The following is a 15,559-nucleotide window of genomic DNA, read 5'->3' on the forward strand; positions in this document are numbered from 1 at the left end:
GCACGGTGACGTGCCTTTTGTCTTTGCGGTTACGGTCTGTATTCGAACAGGGTTGAAGGTAGCGAAGCCAGTTGTCGCTGCGTGTGTTCATAGCCGAGAGCAATGATTTCCTCGGCGCGGTCGAACTCCATGAAACGGATATGCCCCAGCGGGGGCTGGACGATCACATCCGGGCGATCCAGAGACAAACGGGTTTGGGTGATGCGGGTCTCCATGATGTTGATCGAGGCCAGCAGTACCTCGAAGATGCTGGGCAGCGGGTCCGGCGATATCCATTTCCGGAATTGCGCCGAGGCTGCATTATCGCCGGTGAGCAGTTTCTGTTTGATGTCTTTCATCGACAGGCGATAGTCGCCCACCCAGCGCGAGAACATGCCGGATGCGCTGTCTTCTGCGCTGTTGTCCTTTGATGCAGGCAGCAGCGGTTTCATGTTCTTGCCGGCAATGATCTCGTGATTGAGATCGACCGCGATCACGATATCGGCGCCCATGGCGCGGACCACGCTCACCGGCACCGGGTTACTGAGGCCGCCGTCCACCAGGATGTGCCCGTTGCTGCGTACCGGCGTGAAGATGCCGGGAACCGAGATGCTGGCTCGCACCGCCTCGATCACGTCGCCGCTACGGATGACGACCTCCTCCCCGCTGATTATGTCCGTCGCCACGGCGGCAAAGAGCTTAGGCAGCATTTCGATGGTATCGGCATGGATATGTGCACGCACCAGTTCGCTGATCCTGGTGCCGTCGAGCAACCCGGACTTGGGCAGCACGACGTCGAAGAAGGAAGCTGTCGTTTTCCAGTCAAATGTTCGAAAGGAAGCTTCCAGCTCATCCAGCTTGCCGGCGGCATAGATCGCCCCGATGAGCGCTCCCATGCTGGTGCCCGCGATAAAGTCCACCTCGATGCCTGCGTCCTTGATGGCCCGGATCACGCCAAGGTGTGCGAGTCCGCGCGCCGAGCCGCTACCCAGCGCCAGGCCGACCTTTGGACGGCTGCCGATTACGTTTTTATTATCCATTCCTGCCTTTCACTTGGTGTCCGCGATTGGCCTTAGGCAGTCACATGGCCAGTTGTCGACTGCAAGAGACCTAGCCTGCGATATCCTGATACCCCTCGACCGCTTCCAGCTGGCCGCGCATGACCTTCAACTGGAACAAGGTGTCGCGCTCTTCCTCGGAGAGCACAGACTCGATGTGGCGAATGGTGGCCTGGTAGCGCGGGATGACGTTGTATTTGAGCGCGTTGACGCGCTTCTGGGTCTTGCGCTGTTCGGTCAGCAGGCGCCACAGCGCCGTTTCGGCTTCGCCCAGTTGCGCGAGCAGCACGGCGAGGTCGGTCATGCGCTGGCGCGCCTCGTCGAAGCTGGCATCGGTCCACATCAGACCGACTGGCTGCAGGGGAGTACTCTCGACCGAGACGGTGGGATATTCGACGCCTATGCTGCTGCGCGGCAGGATGTGAACGGATACGGCGGGAGCGAGCCCCAGCACGGCTTGGCGCAACTGGGTGCTGCCCATGCGCATGTGGGCGATGGTCAACCAGTGGTAGGCGCCCTGGAATGCCGTTTTCACCCTCAGCCGCAGTTCCCGGTAGCTCTGCAGGCGCTGGTGTACCAGCCGCGTGAGCAGTTCGCGCTTGCGTTCGAGCAGGTCGTGGCCGTGCTGCAGGGCCACGACCTGGCGGCGCAGCGACAGCAGCGTGCTCTTGGTGGGGCGTACCCTGAGGCGGCTTTTCATTTCTCCTCCGCGGGCGCGCCTTGCCAATGGTGGTATTGGGTAAGGTCCGCTTCGCCGACTCGGGTCAGCGCCTCCGGCGGTAGCAGGGAGAGCAGGTCCCAAGCGAGGTTCAGGGACTCGACGATGCTGCGGTCTTCATCCTCGCGCTGTCCGACGAAGCGCCGTTCGAAGGCCTCGGCGAAGGCGAGGTAGTTCCGGTCGGTTTCGGAAAGGTCGTCCGCGCCGATGATGGAGGCGAGGTTGCGCACTTCGAGCGCGCGCGCGTAGGAAGCGTAGAGTTGGCCGGCGACCCGCGCATGGTCCTCGCGCGTGTGCCCCTTGCCGATGCCGTCCTTCATCAGGCGCGACAGCGAAGGCGGGATATCCACCGGCGGATAGATGCCGAGGTTGTTGAGGGTGCGGCTCAGCACCAGCTGTCCCTCGGTGATGTAACCGGTGAGGTCGGGGATGGGGTGGGTGATGTCGTCCGAAGGCATCGATACCACCGGCATCATGGTGATGGAGCCTTTCTTCCCCTTGATGCGTCCGGCGCGCTCATAGATCTCCGCCAGGTCGGAATACAGATAGCCTGGATAGCCCTTGCGCGCGGGCACGTCGCCCTTGGCCGTGGCGACTTCGCGCAGCGCTTCGGCGTAGTGGGTCATGTCGGTCATCACCACCAGCACATGCAGGTCGAGATCGAACGCGAGGTACTCTGCCGCGGTCAGCGCGGCGCGCGGCAGGATCAGGCGCTCGATGGTCGGTTCGTCGGCGAGGTTGAGGAACATCGTCACGTTGCGCAACACGCCGCTGGCGGTGAAGGTCTCGCGGAAGAATTGCGCATCGGCATAGGACACGCCCATCGCGGCGAACACCACCGCGAAGTGCGACTCCTCCTCTGGCAGCCGTGCCTGTCGCACGATCTGGGCGGCGAGGCGGTTGTGCGGCAGGCCCGAGCCGGAGAAGATCGGCAGTTTCTGGCCGCGCACCAGCGAGTTGAGTCCGTCCACCGAAGACAGCCCCGTCTGGATGAACTCGCGCGGATAGGCGCGCGCGGCGGGATTCACCGGCGCACCGTTGACGTTGCGCTTCAGTTTGGAGTACAGGGGAGGGCGGCCGTCGCGCGGCTGACCGATGCCGTTGAACACGCGGCCCAGCAGGTCCGGACTCAGCGCGACTTCGAACGGCTGGTCGAGGAAGCGTGTCCAGGTGCGCTCTAGGTCGAGATTGTCGGTGCCTTCCAGCACCTGGATCAACACCAGTTCGTTGGAAGTGCGGATCACCTGGCCGTTGCGCCGCCGCCCGCTGTGGTCGCGCACCACCACGCGGTCGCCCAGCGCCACGCCGGGCACGCCGCGCATGTACAGCAGCCCGCCGCGTGCCGCCGAGGCCAGCCGGTATTCCTTGTCGCTCATGTCGCCACCTTTCCGTGTTGGGCGTATTCGGTGCGCAACCGCTCGAATTCGCCATCGACCTGCGCGGCGAAGTTGCGCAGTTCATCCAGCTGACCGTTCGCATAGCGGCCTTTCAGACGCTGCGCATTGGAGAGGAGGGGCAGGCGCAGCAGTTCCTGCACCGGCACGCCCAGTTCCAGCAGCTTGAGTCCCTGCCGGTAGATGCTCAGCATCTGGTCGAGCAGGGCGAATTGCTTCTGCGGCGAACAATAGCTGTCTACCGGATCCAGCGCGCTCTGCTGCAGCACGCCTTCGCGGAACAGCGCCACGCCTTGCAGCGCCCAGCGTTGCTGAGGTGACAGCGCTTCAGGGCCGACCAGGTTGACGATGCGAGCCAGTTCTTCGGCACGCGACAGCAGGCCCAGGGCCGCGGCGCGGTGGTCTGCCCAGCGCGGATCGACATGCTCGGCCCACCAGCCGCTGCAGCTTGCGACGTAACCGGAGAAGCTCTCCACCCAGTCCACCGCGGGATAGTGGCGCGCATCGGCAAGTTCCTTGGACAGCGCCCAGAAGGTCTGCACGATCTCCTTGGTGTGGCCGGTGACCGGCTCGGAGAAGTCGCCGCCGGGCGGCGACACCGCGCCGATCAGCGTGATCGATCCCTTGCCGCCGGCCAGCGTGTCCACGCGTCCAGCGCGTTCGTAGAAGGCGGAGAGGCGAGAGGCGAGATAGGCGGGATAGCCTTCCTCCACGGGCATCTGCCCCAGGCGACCCGCGACTTCTCTCAATGCCTCGGCCCAGCGGCTGGTGGAGTCGGCGACCATCACCACGTCGTAGCCCTGGTCGCGGTAATACTCGGCCAGCGTGACGCCCACGTAGATCGACGCCTCGCGCGCCACTACGGGCATGTTCGAGGTGTTCGCCACCAGCAGCGTGCGTTCCATCAGCGAGCGGCCGGTGTTGGGGTCGGTGAGCTTGGGGAAGCTCTCGAGGATGTCCACCAGTTCGTTGCCGCGCTCGCCGCAACCGACGTAGATCACGATGTCGGCATCTGACCAGCGCGCGATCTGCTGCTGCACGATGGTCTTGCCCGCGCCGAACGGACCGGGCACGGCGGCACGTCCGCCCTTCACCAGCGGGAAGAAGGTGTCGAGGATGCGCTGCCCGGTGAGCAGCGGCGCCACGGCATCGTCGCGCCGGAGGTAAGGGCGGGGACTGCGCACCGGCCAGCGGTGGAACAGTTTGAGTTCGCTGATTTCGCCGTTCTGTTGTTTGACGCGTGCCACCACGCCTTCCACGGTGACGTCGCTCGCGGCAACGAGCTCGATCAACTCGCCGCCCATGCCCGGCGGTACCAGGATGCGGTGGACGATGGTCGGCGTTTCCTGCACGGTTCCCAGCACCGCGCCGGATTCGATGCGCGCTCCGGGCTTGAGTCCGGGGCTTGGTTCGAAACGCCACAGTCTGCCGCGGTCCAGCGGCGGAATGTGCACGCCGCGCGGGATGAAATCGCCATGCTGCTTCGCATGCTCCAGCAAGGGGCGCTGCACGCCATCGAAGATGCCGCCCAGCAATCCCGGTCCCAGTTCCACCGACAGCGGCTGTCCGAGCGCCTCCACCGGCTCGCCGGGGCGCAGCGATTCGGTAGGCTCGTACATCTGCACCAGCGCTCGCTCATCGTGTCGGGCGATGACCTCGCCCATCAGCTCCATGCGGCCTATTCTGACCTGTTCGCCGATGCGCACATCCGCCAGTTCGACGGTGACCAGCGGCCCGTTGACTTCGATCACCTTACCCATGCGGAGTCTCCATGGCACGCGGTTCCAGTCGTTCGGCGATCGCGCCCCGCAGCGTTTCATCCAGTCTTTCCATGCGGCCCTCGAAGGTGTTGTCGAAGCGGATGTTTCCGTCCGCGCTGGCGACCAGCACGCCGCCTATGCTGTCCAGAGTTTCTGGCGAGAGCGTGAGGCGCTTGCCGGGCGCGGTTTGCCGCGCAAGCGTTTCCCAGTTCTGATGGAAGCGTTGCCAGTCGCGCCGGTTGAGCTGCGCGATAAGCTCGTCGCGTTCGATTGCCAGTGCACTTTCGCTCAGGTAAGCCAGCAGCAGGGGAAGGTAGTGTGATTGGTCGGCCACCTGTTCTTCCAGACTGGCGGGCAGCTTGGCGAGCACGGCATGGACCAGTTCCCAGCGCACACGGTCGAGTCCGGCGCGCAGTTCGAGTTCTGCCGCCTGCACCCGTTGCTGGTATGCGTGCTCAGCCTGTGCCTTGGCAGCCAGCACTTCGCGCTCCTCATCGATGTGCAGCCGCTGCCGCGTTTCCGCGAGTATCCGTTCGCGTGCCTGATGGCCGTTGGCCAGATGCTCTTCGGCGAGCTTGCGTGCGCGTTCTTCCAGCGCGGTTTCGAGTCCGGAGATATCGTCTGTTGCGCTCATTCCTGTACCTCGAGGGCGGCGGGGCCGAGGATGTTCTGCACCAGGTTTTCCGCGCGCGAGTGATAGGCGTCCGACATTCCTATCCCGGGTATTTCGGTGATCACGATGCGCCCGCCCTCGTTCTGCGCGTGCATCAGGTGTCGGCCCGGGTTGCGGGTCAGGCGCTGTTCGATGACGACCAGCGCAGCCTGCTGGTTGCGTATCAACTCCTGCAGCAGATTTTCGACGGCCTCGGGCTCGGGATCGGCATGGGTCTCGAAGCCGATCAGCGCGAATCCTTCCATCAGCGCGCTGCTGCCCAGTGCGATCATGCGCGCCGGGGCGCTGGTAGCTCCTGTACTCATGCGATCCGGCCCAGCAGCAGGATGGTCACCACCAGACCGTAGATGGCGATCCCCTCGGCAAGGCCCAGGTAGATCAGCGTGCGGCCGAACATCTCGGGCTTCTCGGAGATGATCGCGAGCGAGGCCGCCCCGACCGGACCCACTGCAAGGCCTGCGCCGAAAGCGGCCAGTCCCGTAGGGATGCCAGCGCCGAGCAGCGCCAGTCCCAGGCCGACTGAGATCTCTCCGTGGGGTGCGGCGGCCTGCTGCGCGAGCGCGTCCTGCATGCCCAGCAGCAGCGCGCCCAAGCTCGCGCCGACGAATACCACCAGGTTGGTTGCCAGCGTCCCTCTCCACCAACGTTGGGCTCGTTTGCCATCCGTCATGGGACGGAATTCCAGGTAGACGCCCAAGCCCAGCGTGAGCAGGAGATTCAGGCAGATTAATGCGATAAGCCAGGACATATGTTTCCCTTTCTATGAACGAATCATCAAATCAAAATGCAAGTTTTTGTCGGTTGCCCAGGGTCAGCGGCCGGAACGGTCGGCCGTCGCCGCCGAAGAAGCGCGAGAAGCCTTCGTAGTATTCGAGACGCAATGTCTGGATCGCCACGATGGCGCCTTCCAGGGCCAGGATGAAGACGTTGCCCAGCACCACGGTCAGCCAGTATCCCGCCGTGTGCATCATGCTGCCCACGGTGAAGATGGCGATGGAAAGCGCCACATGGTTGAGGCTGAAAGCCGCCAGGCGCAGGAACGACAGCGTGTTCGAGATGTAGGCCATGACAGACTCGAAGCCTTCCATCAGCGAGATCAGCATCCGTTCTCCGGTGGCGATGCCGGGGTTCTTCTGCCACACATGGATCAGTATCGCGGCGAGGGCGGCGCACAGCATCAGTACGGTAGCGATATCCAGAGCCCCTTCGGTGGCGTAGTGCCAGGCGGCCGACAGCAGCCCCAGGTAGAGCAGCAGTCCCGCCGCGCCGTGGCTGTCCATAAGAGCTTCGCGCAGGCAGCCGTCGGCGATGCGGTTGCGTATGGTCAGCACGGTGGCCATCAGGATGAAACCCACGCCCCAGGCCAGTGCCACGCCCAGCATGCGCAACGGGTCGGACAGCGGCGCCATCCACAGGGCGGGCAGGAGGTGTTCGAAACCGAACACGCTGCCGTAGAGCAGGCCGAACACTGTCGAGCTGAGGCCCGCAGCGACAGCGAGCGGCGCATACTGGCCGAGGCGGCGTCGCAGCAGGATGCCGGCAAGGGCGAGGCAGGCGCCCTGGCCGGCGTCGCCGAACATCATGCCGAACATCAGTACGAAGGAAACGGCGAACGGCACGGTGGGATCGATCTCGCCATAGCGCGGCACCCCGTAGTTCAGTACCAGGCTGGCGAAGGGGCGCAGCCAGCGGTGGTGGACGATGACCGAGGGCACCAGCAGGCGCTCGTCGGCACGGGGTGCACGCGCACGCAGCACGAAGCGGTTGCCGAAGTTTTCTGCCAGCATTCGACGCAGGTGAGGCAATCGGATTTCGGGTACCCAGCCGCTCACCGTGGCCAGGCTGCCGCGCCCGCGCATCAGGTCGGCCAGTTCGGCGTAGGGCGCGGCTCGCGCCAGGGTGTGCGCGGCGTCGAGCAGGCGTCCGCGCAGATTGTCTTGCGACAGCTCGGCGTGGCGCTGCTCTTCTTCCTGTCTGCGCTGGCCGATGAGGCGCGACATGCGCTCGGCCAGTTCCCGGCGCACGTCGGCCGGATGCCCGCGAAACTCGGCGGGAACTTCCGTGGTGCGCCAGCCTGCTGCCTGCAGCACTCGCTCGATCTCCCGGGCCTGTCCGGCAGCTCCCGCGATGATCAGGTGCACCTGTTCCGGGTTGGAGAGGAAATGGATGGCCGCGTAGCCGGCCAAGCCGAGTGCCTCCTCGAAACGCTGGAGGTTCACTCGCGGCAGCGTGCCGACGCGGACGTCGAGCAACGCGCTCTTCTTCTGCAGCAGCGTCAGGTCGACACTGATATTCATGAACTGGCTGAGTCCCTTGAGCAGCTGCGCGATGCGGCGATGTTCCTCGCCCAGTTTGCGGACGCGCTCCTCGTCTTCCGAACACTTGTCCCACACCATCTTCAGCCAAGTCACGACCTCGGCCAGTTGTTGCGGAGCGACCGGTTGCATCGGTGCGGCCACGGATTCCGGCGATGCGATTCCATAGTGGGCCAGTACTTTGTCGAGGCGCGCACGGGTCTCTGCATAGGACTGGCGGTAGGCTTCGCCCGGCAGTTCGGGAAGCAGTTCGGGCGACGCTTCGCTGAATTCCGGATCGAAGCTGCCGTAGTTGGCGAGCAGCAGGGCAGCCTGCGGCGCGTCCTCCTTGAGCATACTCAACTCGATGCGTTGCATGGGCAGGGGATTGAACATTCAGTGCAACTCCGCCGTTTGTTTGCCATCGGTATCGGCAAGACCCAGCGCCTCGCGGATCATGGTTGCATCCATGCGCATGCTGCGTCCCCGGACGATGGCGCGCAGGCGCCGCAGGTCACGCTCGCGCAGCACCATGTAGGCAAGGGCGCGCGCGACGTTGAACGAGCTATGGTTCAGTGCGTTGCCGGCGATGCGCCAAGTCTCCCGTTCCAGTTTCAGCGTCACTTCGGTGGTGTTGCGAGACCCTGCCAGCAGCTTGTCGAACGGAGGGGGAAGGCTGGAGATGACTTCCTCGAAAGTCGCGCACTGCGCCAGTTGCTGCAGTTGCTGAGCCGTCAGGCGTTGGCTGGCGGGAATGAGCAGGTAGTAGGCCTGGGAGGGCGGCAGGTTGTAGGCGTAGCGGTAGCGCAGCAGCCAGACCAGGTTCACGCGGTCGATGACGCTGCCGATGATCGCGCGCAGCAGTTGGCCGGAAGCGCTGCCGATCTCGTTGCCGAGATGCGCCAATCCGGCGAAGTAACGCCGGTCCAGTGCGGCATCGAGGGCGAACAGCACCTCGCCGTGTTCCAGCAGGTGGCGGGCCTGGCGCGCGATCTCGGCATAGGGTGTCTGTTCCAGCCGGCGCAGCAATTCCGCCGTCGTGTCGCTTTGCAGCAGTTCGGCGATGGGCAGGCTGGTGAAGGCACCCATGTCCATCAGTTGTTCTTCTATCGCCTGTTGCGACTGGTTGGCCATCTTGCCGCGGATGATGGTCTTGAGGTTGCTGAGTTCGAAGCGGTGTGCCCAATAGCCGAGCAGGTCGCGCGGCGCACCCGACAGCGGGCGGATCAGCACGGCCAGTTCCTTGAGCAATATCGTCACGTTGTTCTGGTCCAGGTCGCCGGCATATTGACTCGCGGAAATATCCGACGAGAGGGCATCAGGCGCCTGATTGCTCTCGTCGAGCGGACGGTCGATCATGGCATTGAGCCGGTCGAAGTCGAGCAATTGTCCTGCGTAGAGACTGACGCGGGTATGCAGGTAGGCGTATTGCGCGGCGTTCATGATTTTCCGGAGCCGGAGAGCAAGGCGAGGGCTTCGTCGATCGCCTGCACTTCCCGTTGTTCTGCCGAAGCGCGCAGGGCGAGGGTGTGTTCGGCATAGCGCCGTTGCAGTTCGGCGATGGTCTGCTGCGCCCGTTGTTCCGCCTGGGCCTGGAAGGCGGCGTGGATCTCCGCGACGCGTTTGGCGTGATGCTGTTCCGCTGCGTTTGCTTCCTGGCGGGCCTGCTCGACGATGGTCTGGCGTTCCTCGTCCGCGCGAGCAATGACCTGTTCGGCCCTGGCCTCTGCATCCAGCAAACGCTTCAGCGTTTCATCCGCCATGCATCCCCCTGTTATTGTTAGGTCGAGCAACTGGCGGTTACGATAAATCAGATTGCGATTTTTGTCAGGCCGAGTTGCATAGATAAGATTTCGCAATGAGGGAAATACTGTCCCAATGGTATTCCGCATCGCCCCCGTCGGCGTTAGTTTGCGCAGGAAATTCCGGACAATTGTGGAGGGATTCATATGTGCAACAGGAGCTCGCGGGAATGGTTGTTTGCCGCTGCGCTGGCGGTGGGTATGTCGCCTGTGATGGCGGCGGAGGAGGTGACGGCCGACCAGGTGGTCGGTGCCATCGAGGATGTATTCGGCGTCACGCAGGGACAGCGGCGCAACCACACCAAGGGCACCTGCGCGCAGGGCGAATTCGTTGGCATGACTGAGGTCTCTGCCTATTCGCGCTCGCCTTTGTTCTCCGGGAAGCGGTTGCCGGTGGTTGCGCGCTTCTCGCTCGCCGGGGGCAATCCCAAGGCACCCGACACGGCAAAGACCCCGCGCGGTATGGCTCTGGAATTTACGCTTCCCGATGGCGGACTGCAGCACATCACGATGCTGAACACGCCGATGTTCGGTGCGGCGCAGCCTTCGACCTTTCTCGCGCAGATGATCGCGATGAAACCGGACCCGGCGACGGGCAAGCCCGATCCCGCGAAGATCCGGGCGTTCATCGATAGTCATCCCGACAGCCGCCCGCAGGCCGAGTTTCTCGCCAGCCACAATCCTCCGTCGAGTTATGCCAACAGCACCTATTTCGGCATCCATACCTTCAAGTTCGTTGGCCGGGATGGGAAGGTCACGCCGGTGCGCTGGCGCTTCGTTCCGCGGGACGGCGAAAAACGCCTTTCCGACGCAGAACTCAAGAGCTCGCCGCCGGATTTCCTCGAACGGAGACTGATCGAACGCACCAGGCACGGCAAGGTCCATTGGGACATGATCGTGACGATAGGGGAACCCGGCGACCCGGAGGACAATCCTACGGTGAGCTGGCCCGAAGGACGCAAAGAGGTGAGGGCGGGAACACTGACGATCTCATCAGCCATGCCGCAGCACGGTGCGGCATGCGAACAGGTCAATTTCGATCCGCTGGTCATGGCCGAGGGCATCGAACCGTCGAACGACCCCATCCTGATGTTCCGCTCGTCGGCCTATGCGGTCTCGTTCGTCAAGCGGATAGGAGGGCTGTGACCGAACCATATCCCGAAAGGAGCTCGAATCATGGACAATCCAGAAACTCCCGAGACAGGGCAACTGCAGGATATATCCGAGCCTCAGCCAGCGCATCAGGCAGGCAGAAAAAAACGCGCAAACATGCATGAGGGGATCGGTGTATGGGTCGATGTCTGTGCGTGCGAGGCCGAGCCATACTGGGCGGAGTTGGCGGACGAGATGGGGGTAGACCTCAGCGATTACGAGGATGAGTACAAGCCGCCCAAGCAGGGCAAATGAACGGGGCGGTCAACCTGGCGGTTTGCGCGGAGGCTTGGGAAACCAGTTGATCTTTTCCAGCTTCATACGAGCCTCTTTCTCCGCACGATCGGCTCGCTTGGTCAGTTCCTTTTGTACCATGTTGTAGAACGCGACCATATTCTGGTTGGGATATTCATTCAGCACGCCGCTATCCTGGAAGAATTCAGCTGCCCAGTGCACATCCAGTTCGGTGCTTCCCGTATCCTGCAGATATTCGGTCGCGGCGGCCTGGACGTAATCGCTCAGTTTGGGCATCTGTCCGGTTATCCGGTCAAACGCTTTGCGGCTGGATTCCAGCCCGGCAGCCTGCGTGAGGGGCTGGAGATGCCGTTTGATGACCCGGGATCAGAGTGCGCTCGATATGCTGGCGTATGCACAAGGCGGCATATGCCGAAAAACGGCCATCGCTTTCCGGTTCGAAATTCTCCAGAGCATGAACGAGTCCCCGGTTGCCCGCCTTGAGCAAATCGAAAATCCCCGTTCCGCTTCGGGTGTAGCGCTTGTTGCTGTGGAGCACTTGGCGCAGGTTGCCGGTGATCAGCTTTTGTCTTGCATCGAAATCGCCTTGTTTGATGCGCTGCATCAAGGCCAGGTCATGGGCATCGTCCAACGGCATGGCTTGACTGCCATGGCGGAACAGTTGCACGGCGGAATGGGAAATTGTTTCGTATAAAGCGCTTGTTTCCGGATAAGCAAATGCCGTCATGTTGCTCCTCGTTGTCAGTGGTTTGGTGTGCCGGTTGCTGCTTTTGAGGGGATGCATTTTGACGACAAGGTCGGATTTGAAATATAGGTGCGGTTACTTATCGGGGTGGCTGTCGATGGCCGTTGCCCGATGGCAATTTTCCTACGTGGTTTAGTTTATTGAGCCATGACAGGATTGTTGTTAAGTTGCCGATGCAGTCATGCGATCAAGGAGACCTGACGATGAAACTCTATTACAGCCCCGGCGCCTGCTCTTTTTCTCCCCATGTTGTGCTACACGAGTCTGGGCTTCCTTTCGAGAGCGAAAGGGTGGATCTCAAGGCCAAGAAGACGGCATCGGGCATCGACTACAACACGATCAATCCCAAGAGCTACGTTCCTGCATTGGTGATGAACAACGGCGAACTGCTGACGGAGGGGCCGGCCATCGTGCAGTACATCGCCGACCTGGTCCCGGAAAAGAAGCTGGCGCCGCCGGCAGGAACACTGGAGCGCTACCGGTTGCAGGAGTGGCTCAACTACATCTCAAGCGAGATACACAAGGGCTTCGGGTCGTTCTTTAATCCGCTGGCCTCGGAGGAAATGAAGAGTGCGACAAGGTCGCGGCTCGCCAAACGGTTCGGCTTTGCCGGAAATGCGCTCGAAGGCAGGGACTATCTGCTGGGTGATACCTTCACGGTCGCCGATGCCTATTTGTTCATCATGCTCAGGTGGACGCGCTTTTACGGGATAGACCTGTCGCCCTGGCCTGCGCTAGGTGCGTACTTTGATCGTGTGGCGGCGCGTCCCGCCGTGATCGCCACCTTAAAAGCGGAAGGGCTACCCTAGCCAAGGCGCGGCCATGCGGCAGCGGGCCGCCGGTTCCCCGCTCAAGTGGAGTCACGACCTGTTCATGCGGCAGGGGCGGAGATATTAATGTGCGGCGACCACGTTTTTTACGCCCAGTACCCTGTCACCCGCCTTGATGCCCTTCCGGGTAAACCAGCCACGATTCATTTCCAGTGCATACAGCGCTTTATTCTTTGCGTAATGCACTTCAGTGGTATGGGGCTGCATCTCATCGATATTGATGATGCTGCCGTCCGGAGCGATGAAGGCGATGGAAAGCGGCAGCGGAGTGTCCTTCATCCAGAAGCCATATCGGTCTGCTGTCGGGAATGCAAACAGCATGCCGCACTCCGCACACAGGTGGTTGCGCAGCATCAGCCCGCGCATGCGGCTTTCCGTCGTGGCGGCGATTTCTGCCTTGATGATATGCGGACCGACACGCAAGTCGACGTCGTCACCCCAAGCGGGCTGAAGAGCCAACAGGCCATTAAGCAGGAAAGCGTAACCCCATCTCATGATTGTCGAGTGATAGTAAACCGACTGGTGACGCAACAAAATGCCGTTCTCATCCAGCGCTTCCCCCAAGTAACCAATTGAACGGCCTTCACAATATTTACTCAGCCAATTGGGGCGAACCGCTGCACGTCTTTCCCTTCGTGTTGCACAAGCTCAAAGAATATGCCACTGGGGCGCGTCCAGATTAAACCATCTTCGGACTTGTAAACGATCATCATGACATTGGGATCGGACTCGAGCCGAGCTTCGCAAATGATTTCGTAGATGCCGCCCTTGTAGTGCCGATATTTCATTTCGCTGTTTACCTGTCAGTTGAGCGCTGAGTGAATTGAATCTGTGGTGGTGGAAGTGGCCCACGCATTACAATGCCGAGCTCATATAGGTCAGCCGAAAGTTAACTTCGAAATGAACGCCTCAGCTTTGCATTTTCCCTTCAAGATTACTTGTTCGGTATTGAGTTTTGTGGTGGAAATAAAAAAGCCTCGCATCGCTGCAAGGCTTTATTTATCTGGCTCCCCGACCTGGACTCGAACCAGGGACCTGCGGATTAACAGTCCGTCGCTCTACCGACTGAGCTATCAGGGAATTGAGAGGTGCGCATCATAGTGATTTTGCCCAGCTTGGTCAACAACAAATTTGAATTTTTTATGAGATTTTTAAAAGTACTGTTCGTCAGTCTGCTTGCTTTGGTGATGCTGGCGATGTTGGCAATCTATCTGACACCGCTGGATGCCTATGTGCCGAAGGTCGAACAAACCCTGTCAGGTCAGTTGCATGAGCCGGTAAGTATTCAGCAAATAGATTTTGCAGCGTTGCCCTTGCCGCATCTTAAGTTGCAGGGGGTGCGTCTGGGGGAACAGGAGGGAATTGTCGCCCGCTCGGTCGATGTCGATCTGGATTTGCTCAGCTTGCTTGCAGGGCAGGTGGTGGTGCGACAAATCGCAGTGCGCGATGGGACGGCGCATCTGACGCCACTGCGCAAGTTGGTGGAATTGTTCGCCACTCCATCCGTCGCGACGCAGGGAATTGCAGTAAGGGAGTTGCAGCTGTTCGGCATGAGCCTGGTGACTCCAGGGCTGACCTTGGGGCCCATCGAGGGCAAGCTGGAATTTGCCCAAGGCGGTAAATTGCAGCGCGCATGGTTTGCCATGGATGAGCAGAAGATGACGGCAGTTTTCCAGCCGCTTTCTGGTCGTAATTTTGTCGTGCAGATGCGGGCGCGCGACTGGGCCGCCCCTCGATTGTCGCAGTGGCCCTTTGATAGTCTTCAGGTGGAAGGTGTGCTGGGTCAGGGGAATTTCAGCGCGCAGAAATTCGCGGTTGTTACGCGCGGTATCTCCCTGGCAGGCTCCGGCAAGGCCGAGTTTTCGGACGGCTGGCGGATCAAGGCGAAGCTGGCCCAGGCCGATGCACCGTTGGAACGGGTGATGGCGTTGTTGGGAAATCAGACTGAATTAACCGGCGCGCTGTCGGCGAAGGGGATGCTTAGTGCCAAGGCGAACTCCTTGGGCGAACTTAAGGATAATTTTCAGTTCGATGGCGAGGTTCGTGCCAGCCATGTGTCGGCGCGCATTGCAGCGGGTTTTCGGCAACCCCTTGTCTTTGACGAGATCAGGGCGCGTGTCGTTGCCGAGCCGGATTATCTGTTGTTGAGTGCGCTGCAGGCCAAGCTATATGGCGGCAAGCTTTCCGGAGAGGCGAGCATCGATAGAAAAGACGCCCTGCTGAAAGCGGATATCTCCGCGAGCGGAATTGCCCTGAACCACTTGGTGGAAGCTCTTACCAACGATGTATTGTTCACCGGCAGCATGGATAGCGCGGCAAAGTTTTCCATGCGACTGGGTGGTGGCGATGAGTTTCCGGCAAACCTTCTGCTGACGGGAAACTTCCATTTACGCAATGGAACCCTGACCAAGGTGGACCTGTTGCAGGTTGCGAGCAATCCCGCCACGATTTCATCCAAGGGCGGAGTAACCCGGTTCGACGACCTGACCGGTCTGTTCAAGGTGGATGAGGCTGGTTATCATTTCCGGCGGGTGAAAATCTCATCCGGTTCCCTGAATGCAGAGGGCAAGGCGGATATCGGGCCTTCCTTGCAATTGAGCGGCACGCTGGAGGCCGACGTCAAGGGAACGGGGGGGGTGGTAAGCATGCCGATGATCGTTTCGGGAACGCTGAGCAATCCGCTCGTAAGGCCCAGCGGCACCGCATTGGCCGGGGCGGCAGTGGGCACCGCATTCCTCGGGCCGGGGCTGGGAACGGCGGTGGGGATCAAGGTGGGGGGCTTCCTGACTAAATTATTCGGCAAGAATGACGACAAAAACAGCGAGATAAATGCGGCACCCGATGCTCCCGCAAAAAAATGATTTCAATCTGAATATAAATTCGGCATCAGTTAGAATGG

18 protein-coding genes and 1 tRNA gene are annotated in these 15,559 nt (G+C 61.3%); 4 read left to right on the top strand and 15 right to left on the bottom strand.

Annotated elements, in window-relative coordinates; genetic code table 11:
• Positions 1-29 precede the first annotated feature (29 nt).
• The 10 genes from FGKAn22_RS05815 to FGKAn22_RS05860 form a co-directional block, all read right to left on the bottom strand.
• The gene (locus FGKAn22_RS05815; protein ID WP_212787021.1) at positions 30-1,019 is read right to left on the bottom strand and encodes a patatin-like phospholipase family protein; all 990 of its coding nucleotides are present in this window, start codon (positions 1,017-1,019) and stop codon (positions 30-32) included.
• A 70-nt stretch (positions 1,020-1,089) separates the two neighbouring features.
• A complete protein-coding gene (locus FGKAn22_RS05820) occupies positions 1,090-1,737 on the bottom strand; it encodes a V-type ATP synthase subunit D (RefSeq protein ID WP_212787022.1) in 648 nt (215 codons plus the stop codon).
• Positions 1,734-3,131, bottom strand: a complete 1,398-nt coding sequence (locus FGKAn22_RS05825) for a V-type ATP synthase subunit B (RefSeq protein WP_212787023.1) — start codon at positions 3,129-3,131, stop codon at positions 1,734-1,736. Before FGKAn22_RS05825 ends, FGKAn22_RS05820 begins: the two co-directional genes overlap by 4 nt.
• Entirely contained in the window at positions 3,128-4,909 is a 1,782-nt protein-coding gene (locus tag FGKAn22_RS05830; RefSeq protein ID WP_212787024.1) for a V-type ATP synthase subunit A, read from the bottom strand. The genes FGKAn22_RS05825 and FGKAn22_RS05830 overlap by 4 nt, the downstream gene beginning before the upstream one ends.
• Positions 4,902-5,543 carry a V-type ATP synthase subunit E gene (locus FGKAn22_RS05835; protein ID WP_212787025.1) on the bottom strand — a complete coding sequence of 214 codons (642 nt, stop codon included), beginning with the start codon at positions 5,541-5,543 and terminating at the stop codon, positions 4,902-4,904. Before FGKAn22_RS05835 ends, FGKAn22_RS05830 begins: the two co-directional genes overlap by 8 nt.
• Positions 5,540-5,887 (bottom strand): V-type ATP synthase subunit F, encoded by a 348-nt coding sequence (locus tag FGKAn22_RS05840; protein WP_212787026.1) that lies wholly within the window; start codon positions 5,885-5,887, stop codon positions 5,540-5,542. The genes FGKAn22_RS05835 and FGKAn22_RS05840 overlap by 4 nt, the downstream gene beginning before the upstream one ends.
• The gene (locus FGKAn22_RS05845; protein WP_212787027.1) at positions 5,884-6,330 is read right to left on the bottom strand and encodes an ATP synthase subunit C; all 447 of its coding nucleotides are present in this window, start codon (positions 6,328-6,330) and stop codon (positions 5,884-5,886) included. The genes FGKAn22_RS05840 and FGKAn22_RS05845 overlap by 4 nt, the downstream gene beginning before the upstream one ends.
• A 31-nt stretch (positions 6,331-6,361) precedes the next feature.
• A complete protein-coding gene (locus FGKAn22_RS05850) occupies positions 6,362-8,272 on the bottom strand; it encodes a V-type ATP synthase subunit I (RefSeq protein WP_212787028.1) in 1,911 nt (636 codons plus the stop codon).
• Positions 8,273-9,319, bottom strand: a complete 1,047-nt coding sequence (locus FGKAn22_RS05855) for a V-type ATPase subunit (RefSeq protein ID WP_212787029.1) — start codon at positions 9,317-9,319, stop codon at positions 8,273-8,275.
• The gene (locus FGKAn22_RS05860) at positions 9,316-9,639 is read right to left on the bottom strand and encodes a hypothetical protein (protein WP_212787030.1); all 324 of its coding nucleotides are present in this window, start codon (positions 9,637-9,639) and stop codon (positions 9,316-9,318) included. The genes FGKAn22_RS05855 and FGKAn22_RS05860 overlap by 4 nt, the downstream gene beginning before the upstream one ends.
• Before the next feature lie 186 nt (positions 9,640-9,825).
• Here FGKAn22_RS05860 and FGKAn22_RS05865 point away from each other — a divergent pair, with 186 nt between their 5' ends.
• Together FGKAn22_RS05865 and FGKAn22_RS05870 are read left to right on the top strand one after the other, a co-directional pair.
• Positions 9,826-10,824, top strand: a complete 999-nt coding sequence (locus FGKAn22_RS05865) for a catalase family peroxidase (RefSeq protein WP_212787031.1) — start codon at positions 9,826-9,828, stop codon at positions 10,822-10,824.
• 30 nt (positions 10,825-10,854) lie between these two features.
• A complete protein-coding gene (locus tag FGKAn22_RS05870) occupies positions 10,855-11,085 on the top strand; it encodes a hypothetical protein (RefSeq protein ID WP_212787032.1) in 231 nt (76 codons plus the stop codon).
• A gap of 9 nt (positions 11,086-11,094) precedes the next feature.
• Here the strand turns inward: FGKAn22_RS05870 and FGKAn22_RS05875 are convergent, their stop codons facing one another.
• Both FGKAn22_RS05875 and FGKAn22_RS05880 read right to left on the bottom strand, forming a co-directional pair.
• A complete protein-coding gene (locus FGKAn22_RS05875) occupies positions 11,095-11,361 on the bottom strand; it encodes a hypothetical protein (protein WP_212787033.1) in 267 nt (88 codons plus the stop codon).
• Between the two features lie 16 nt (positions 11,362-11,377).
• Positions 11,378-11,812, bottom strand: coding sequence for a sigma factor (locus FGKAn22_RS05880; RefSeq protein WP_212787034.1), 435 nt, complete (start codon positions 11,810-11,812; stop codon positions 11,378-11,380).
• 221 nt (positions 11,813-12,033) lie between these two features.
• Here FGKAn22_RS05880 and gstA point away from each other — a divergent pair, with 221 nt between their 5' ends.
• Entirely contained in the window at positions 12,034-12,639 is a 606-nt protein-coding gene (gstA, locus tag FGKAn22_RS05885) for a glutathione transferase GstA (RefSeq protein ID WP_212787035.1), read from the top strand.
• Between the two features lie 84 nt (positions 12,640-12,723).
• Here gstA and FGKAn22_RS05890 read toward each other — a convergent pair whose 3' ends face one another.
• The 3 genes from FGKAn22_RS05890 to FGKAn22_RS05900 form a co-directional block, all read right to left on the bottom strand.
• Positions 12,724-13,224, bottom strand: a complete 501-nt coding sequence (locus FGKAn22_RS05890) for a DUF192 domain-containing protein (protein WP_212787036.1) — start codon at positions 13,222-13,224, stop codon at positions 12,724-12,726.
• Positions 13,225-13,256: 32 nt separating this feature from the next.
• Positions 13,257-13,448, bottom strand: coding sequence for a DUF1653 domain-containing protein (locus FGKAn22_RS05895; protein ID WP_212787037.1), 192 nt, complete (start codon positions 13,446-13,448; stop codon positions 13,257-13,259).
• A 216-nt stretch (positions 13,449-13,664) separates the two neighbouring features.
• A tRNA-Asn gene (locus tag FGKAn22_RS05900) sits at positions 13,665-13,740 on the bottom strand.
• 8 nt (positions 13,741-13,748) lie between these two features.
• Here FGKAn22_RS05900 and FGKAn22_RS05905 point away from each other — a divergent pair.
• A complete protein-coding gene (locus tag FGKAn22_RS05905; protein ID WP_212787038.1) occupies positions 13,749-15,521 on the top strand; it encodes an AsmA family protein in 1,773 nt (590 codons plus the stop codon).
• Positions 15,522-15,559: the final 38 nt, after the last annotated feature.

The sequence above is a fragment of the Ferrigenium kumadai genome, from assembly GCF_018324385.1.
Taxonomy (GTDB): domain Bacteria; phylum Pseudomonadota; class Gammaproteobacteria; order Burkholderiales; family Gallionellaceae; genus Gallionella; species Gallionella kumadai.

What these genes read in the sequence shown, in the direction of transcription:
- FGKAn22_RS05815 (WP_212787021.1), bottom strand. Translation starts at nt 1,019, where the DNA reads ATGGATAATAAAAACGTAATCGGCAGCCGTCCAAAGGTCGGCCTGGCG.
- FGKAn22_RS05820 (WP_212787022.1), bottom strand. Translation starts at nt 1,737, where the DNA reads ATGAAAAGCCGCCTCAGGGTACGCCCCACCAAGAGCACGCTGCTGTCG.
- FGKAn22_RS05825 (WP_212787023.1), bottom strand. Translation starts at nt 3,131, where the DNA reads ATGAGCGACAAGGAATACCGGCTGGCCTCGGCGGCACGCGGCGGGCTG.
- FGKAn22_RS05830 (WP_212787024.1), bottom strand. Translation starts at nt 4,909, where the DNA reads ATGGGTAAGGTGATCGAAGTCAACGGGCCGCTGGTCACCGTCGAACTG.
- FGKAn22_RS05835 (WP_212787025.1), bottom strand. Translation starts at nt 5,543, where the DNA reads ATGAGCGCAACAGACGATATCTCCGGACTCGAAACCGCGCTGGAAGAA.
- FGKAn22_RS05840 (WP_212787026.1), bottom strand. Translation starts at nt 5,887, where the DNA reads ATGAGTACAGGAGCTACCAGCGCCCCGGCGCGCATGATCGCACTGGGC.
- FGKAn22_RS05845 (WP_212787027.1), bottom strand. Translation starts at nt 6,330, where the DNA reads ATGTCCTGGCTTATCGCATTAATCTGCCTGAATCTCCTGCTCACGCTG.
- FGKAn22_RS05850 (WP_212787028.1), bottom strand. Translation starts at nt 8,272, where the DNA reads ATGTTCAATCCCCTGCCCATGCAACGCATCGAGTTGAGTATGCTCAAG.
- FGKAn22_RS05855 (WP_212787029.1), bottom strand. Translation starts at nt 9,319, where the DNA reads ATGAACGCCGCGCAATACGCCTACCTGCATACCCGCGTCAGTCTCTAC.
- FGKAn22_RS05860 (WP_212787030.1), bottom strand. Translation starts at nt 9,639, where the DNA reads ATGGCGGATGAAACGCTGAAGCGTTTGCTGGATGCAGAGGCCAGGGCC.
- FGKAn22_RS05865 (WP_212787031.1), top strand. Translation starts at nt 9,826, where the DNA reads ATGTGCAACAGGAGCTCGCGGGAATGGTTGTTTGCCGCTGCGCTGGCG.
- FGKAn22_RS05870 (WP_212787032.1), top strand. Translation starts at nt 10,855, where the DNA reads ATGGACAATCCAGAAACTCCCGAGACAGGGCAACTGCAGGATATATCC.
- FGKAn22_RS05875 (WP_212787033.1), bottom strand. Translation starts at nt 11,361, where the DNA reads ATGCCCAAACTGAGCGATTACGTCCAGGCCGCCGCGACCGAATATCTG.
- FGKAn22_RS05880 (WP_212787034.1), bottom strand. Translation starts at nt 11,812, where the DNA reads ATGACGGCATTTGCTTATCCGGAAACAAGCGCTTTATACGAAACAATT.
- gstA (WP_212787035.1), top strand. Translation starts at nt 12,034, where the DNA reads ATGAAACTCTATTACAGCCCCGGCGCCTGCTCTTTTTCTCCCCATGTT.
- FGKAn22_RS05895 (WP_212787037.1), bottom strand. Translation starts at nt 13,448, where the DNA reads ATGAAATATCGGCACTACAAGGGCGGCATCTACGAAATCATTTGCGAA.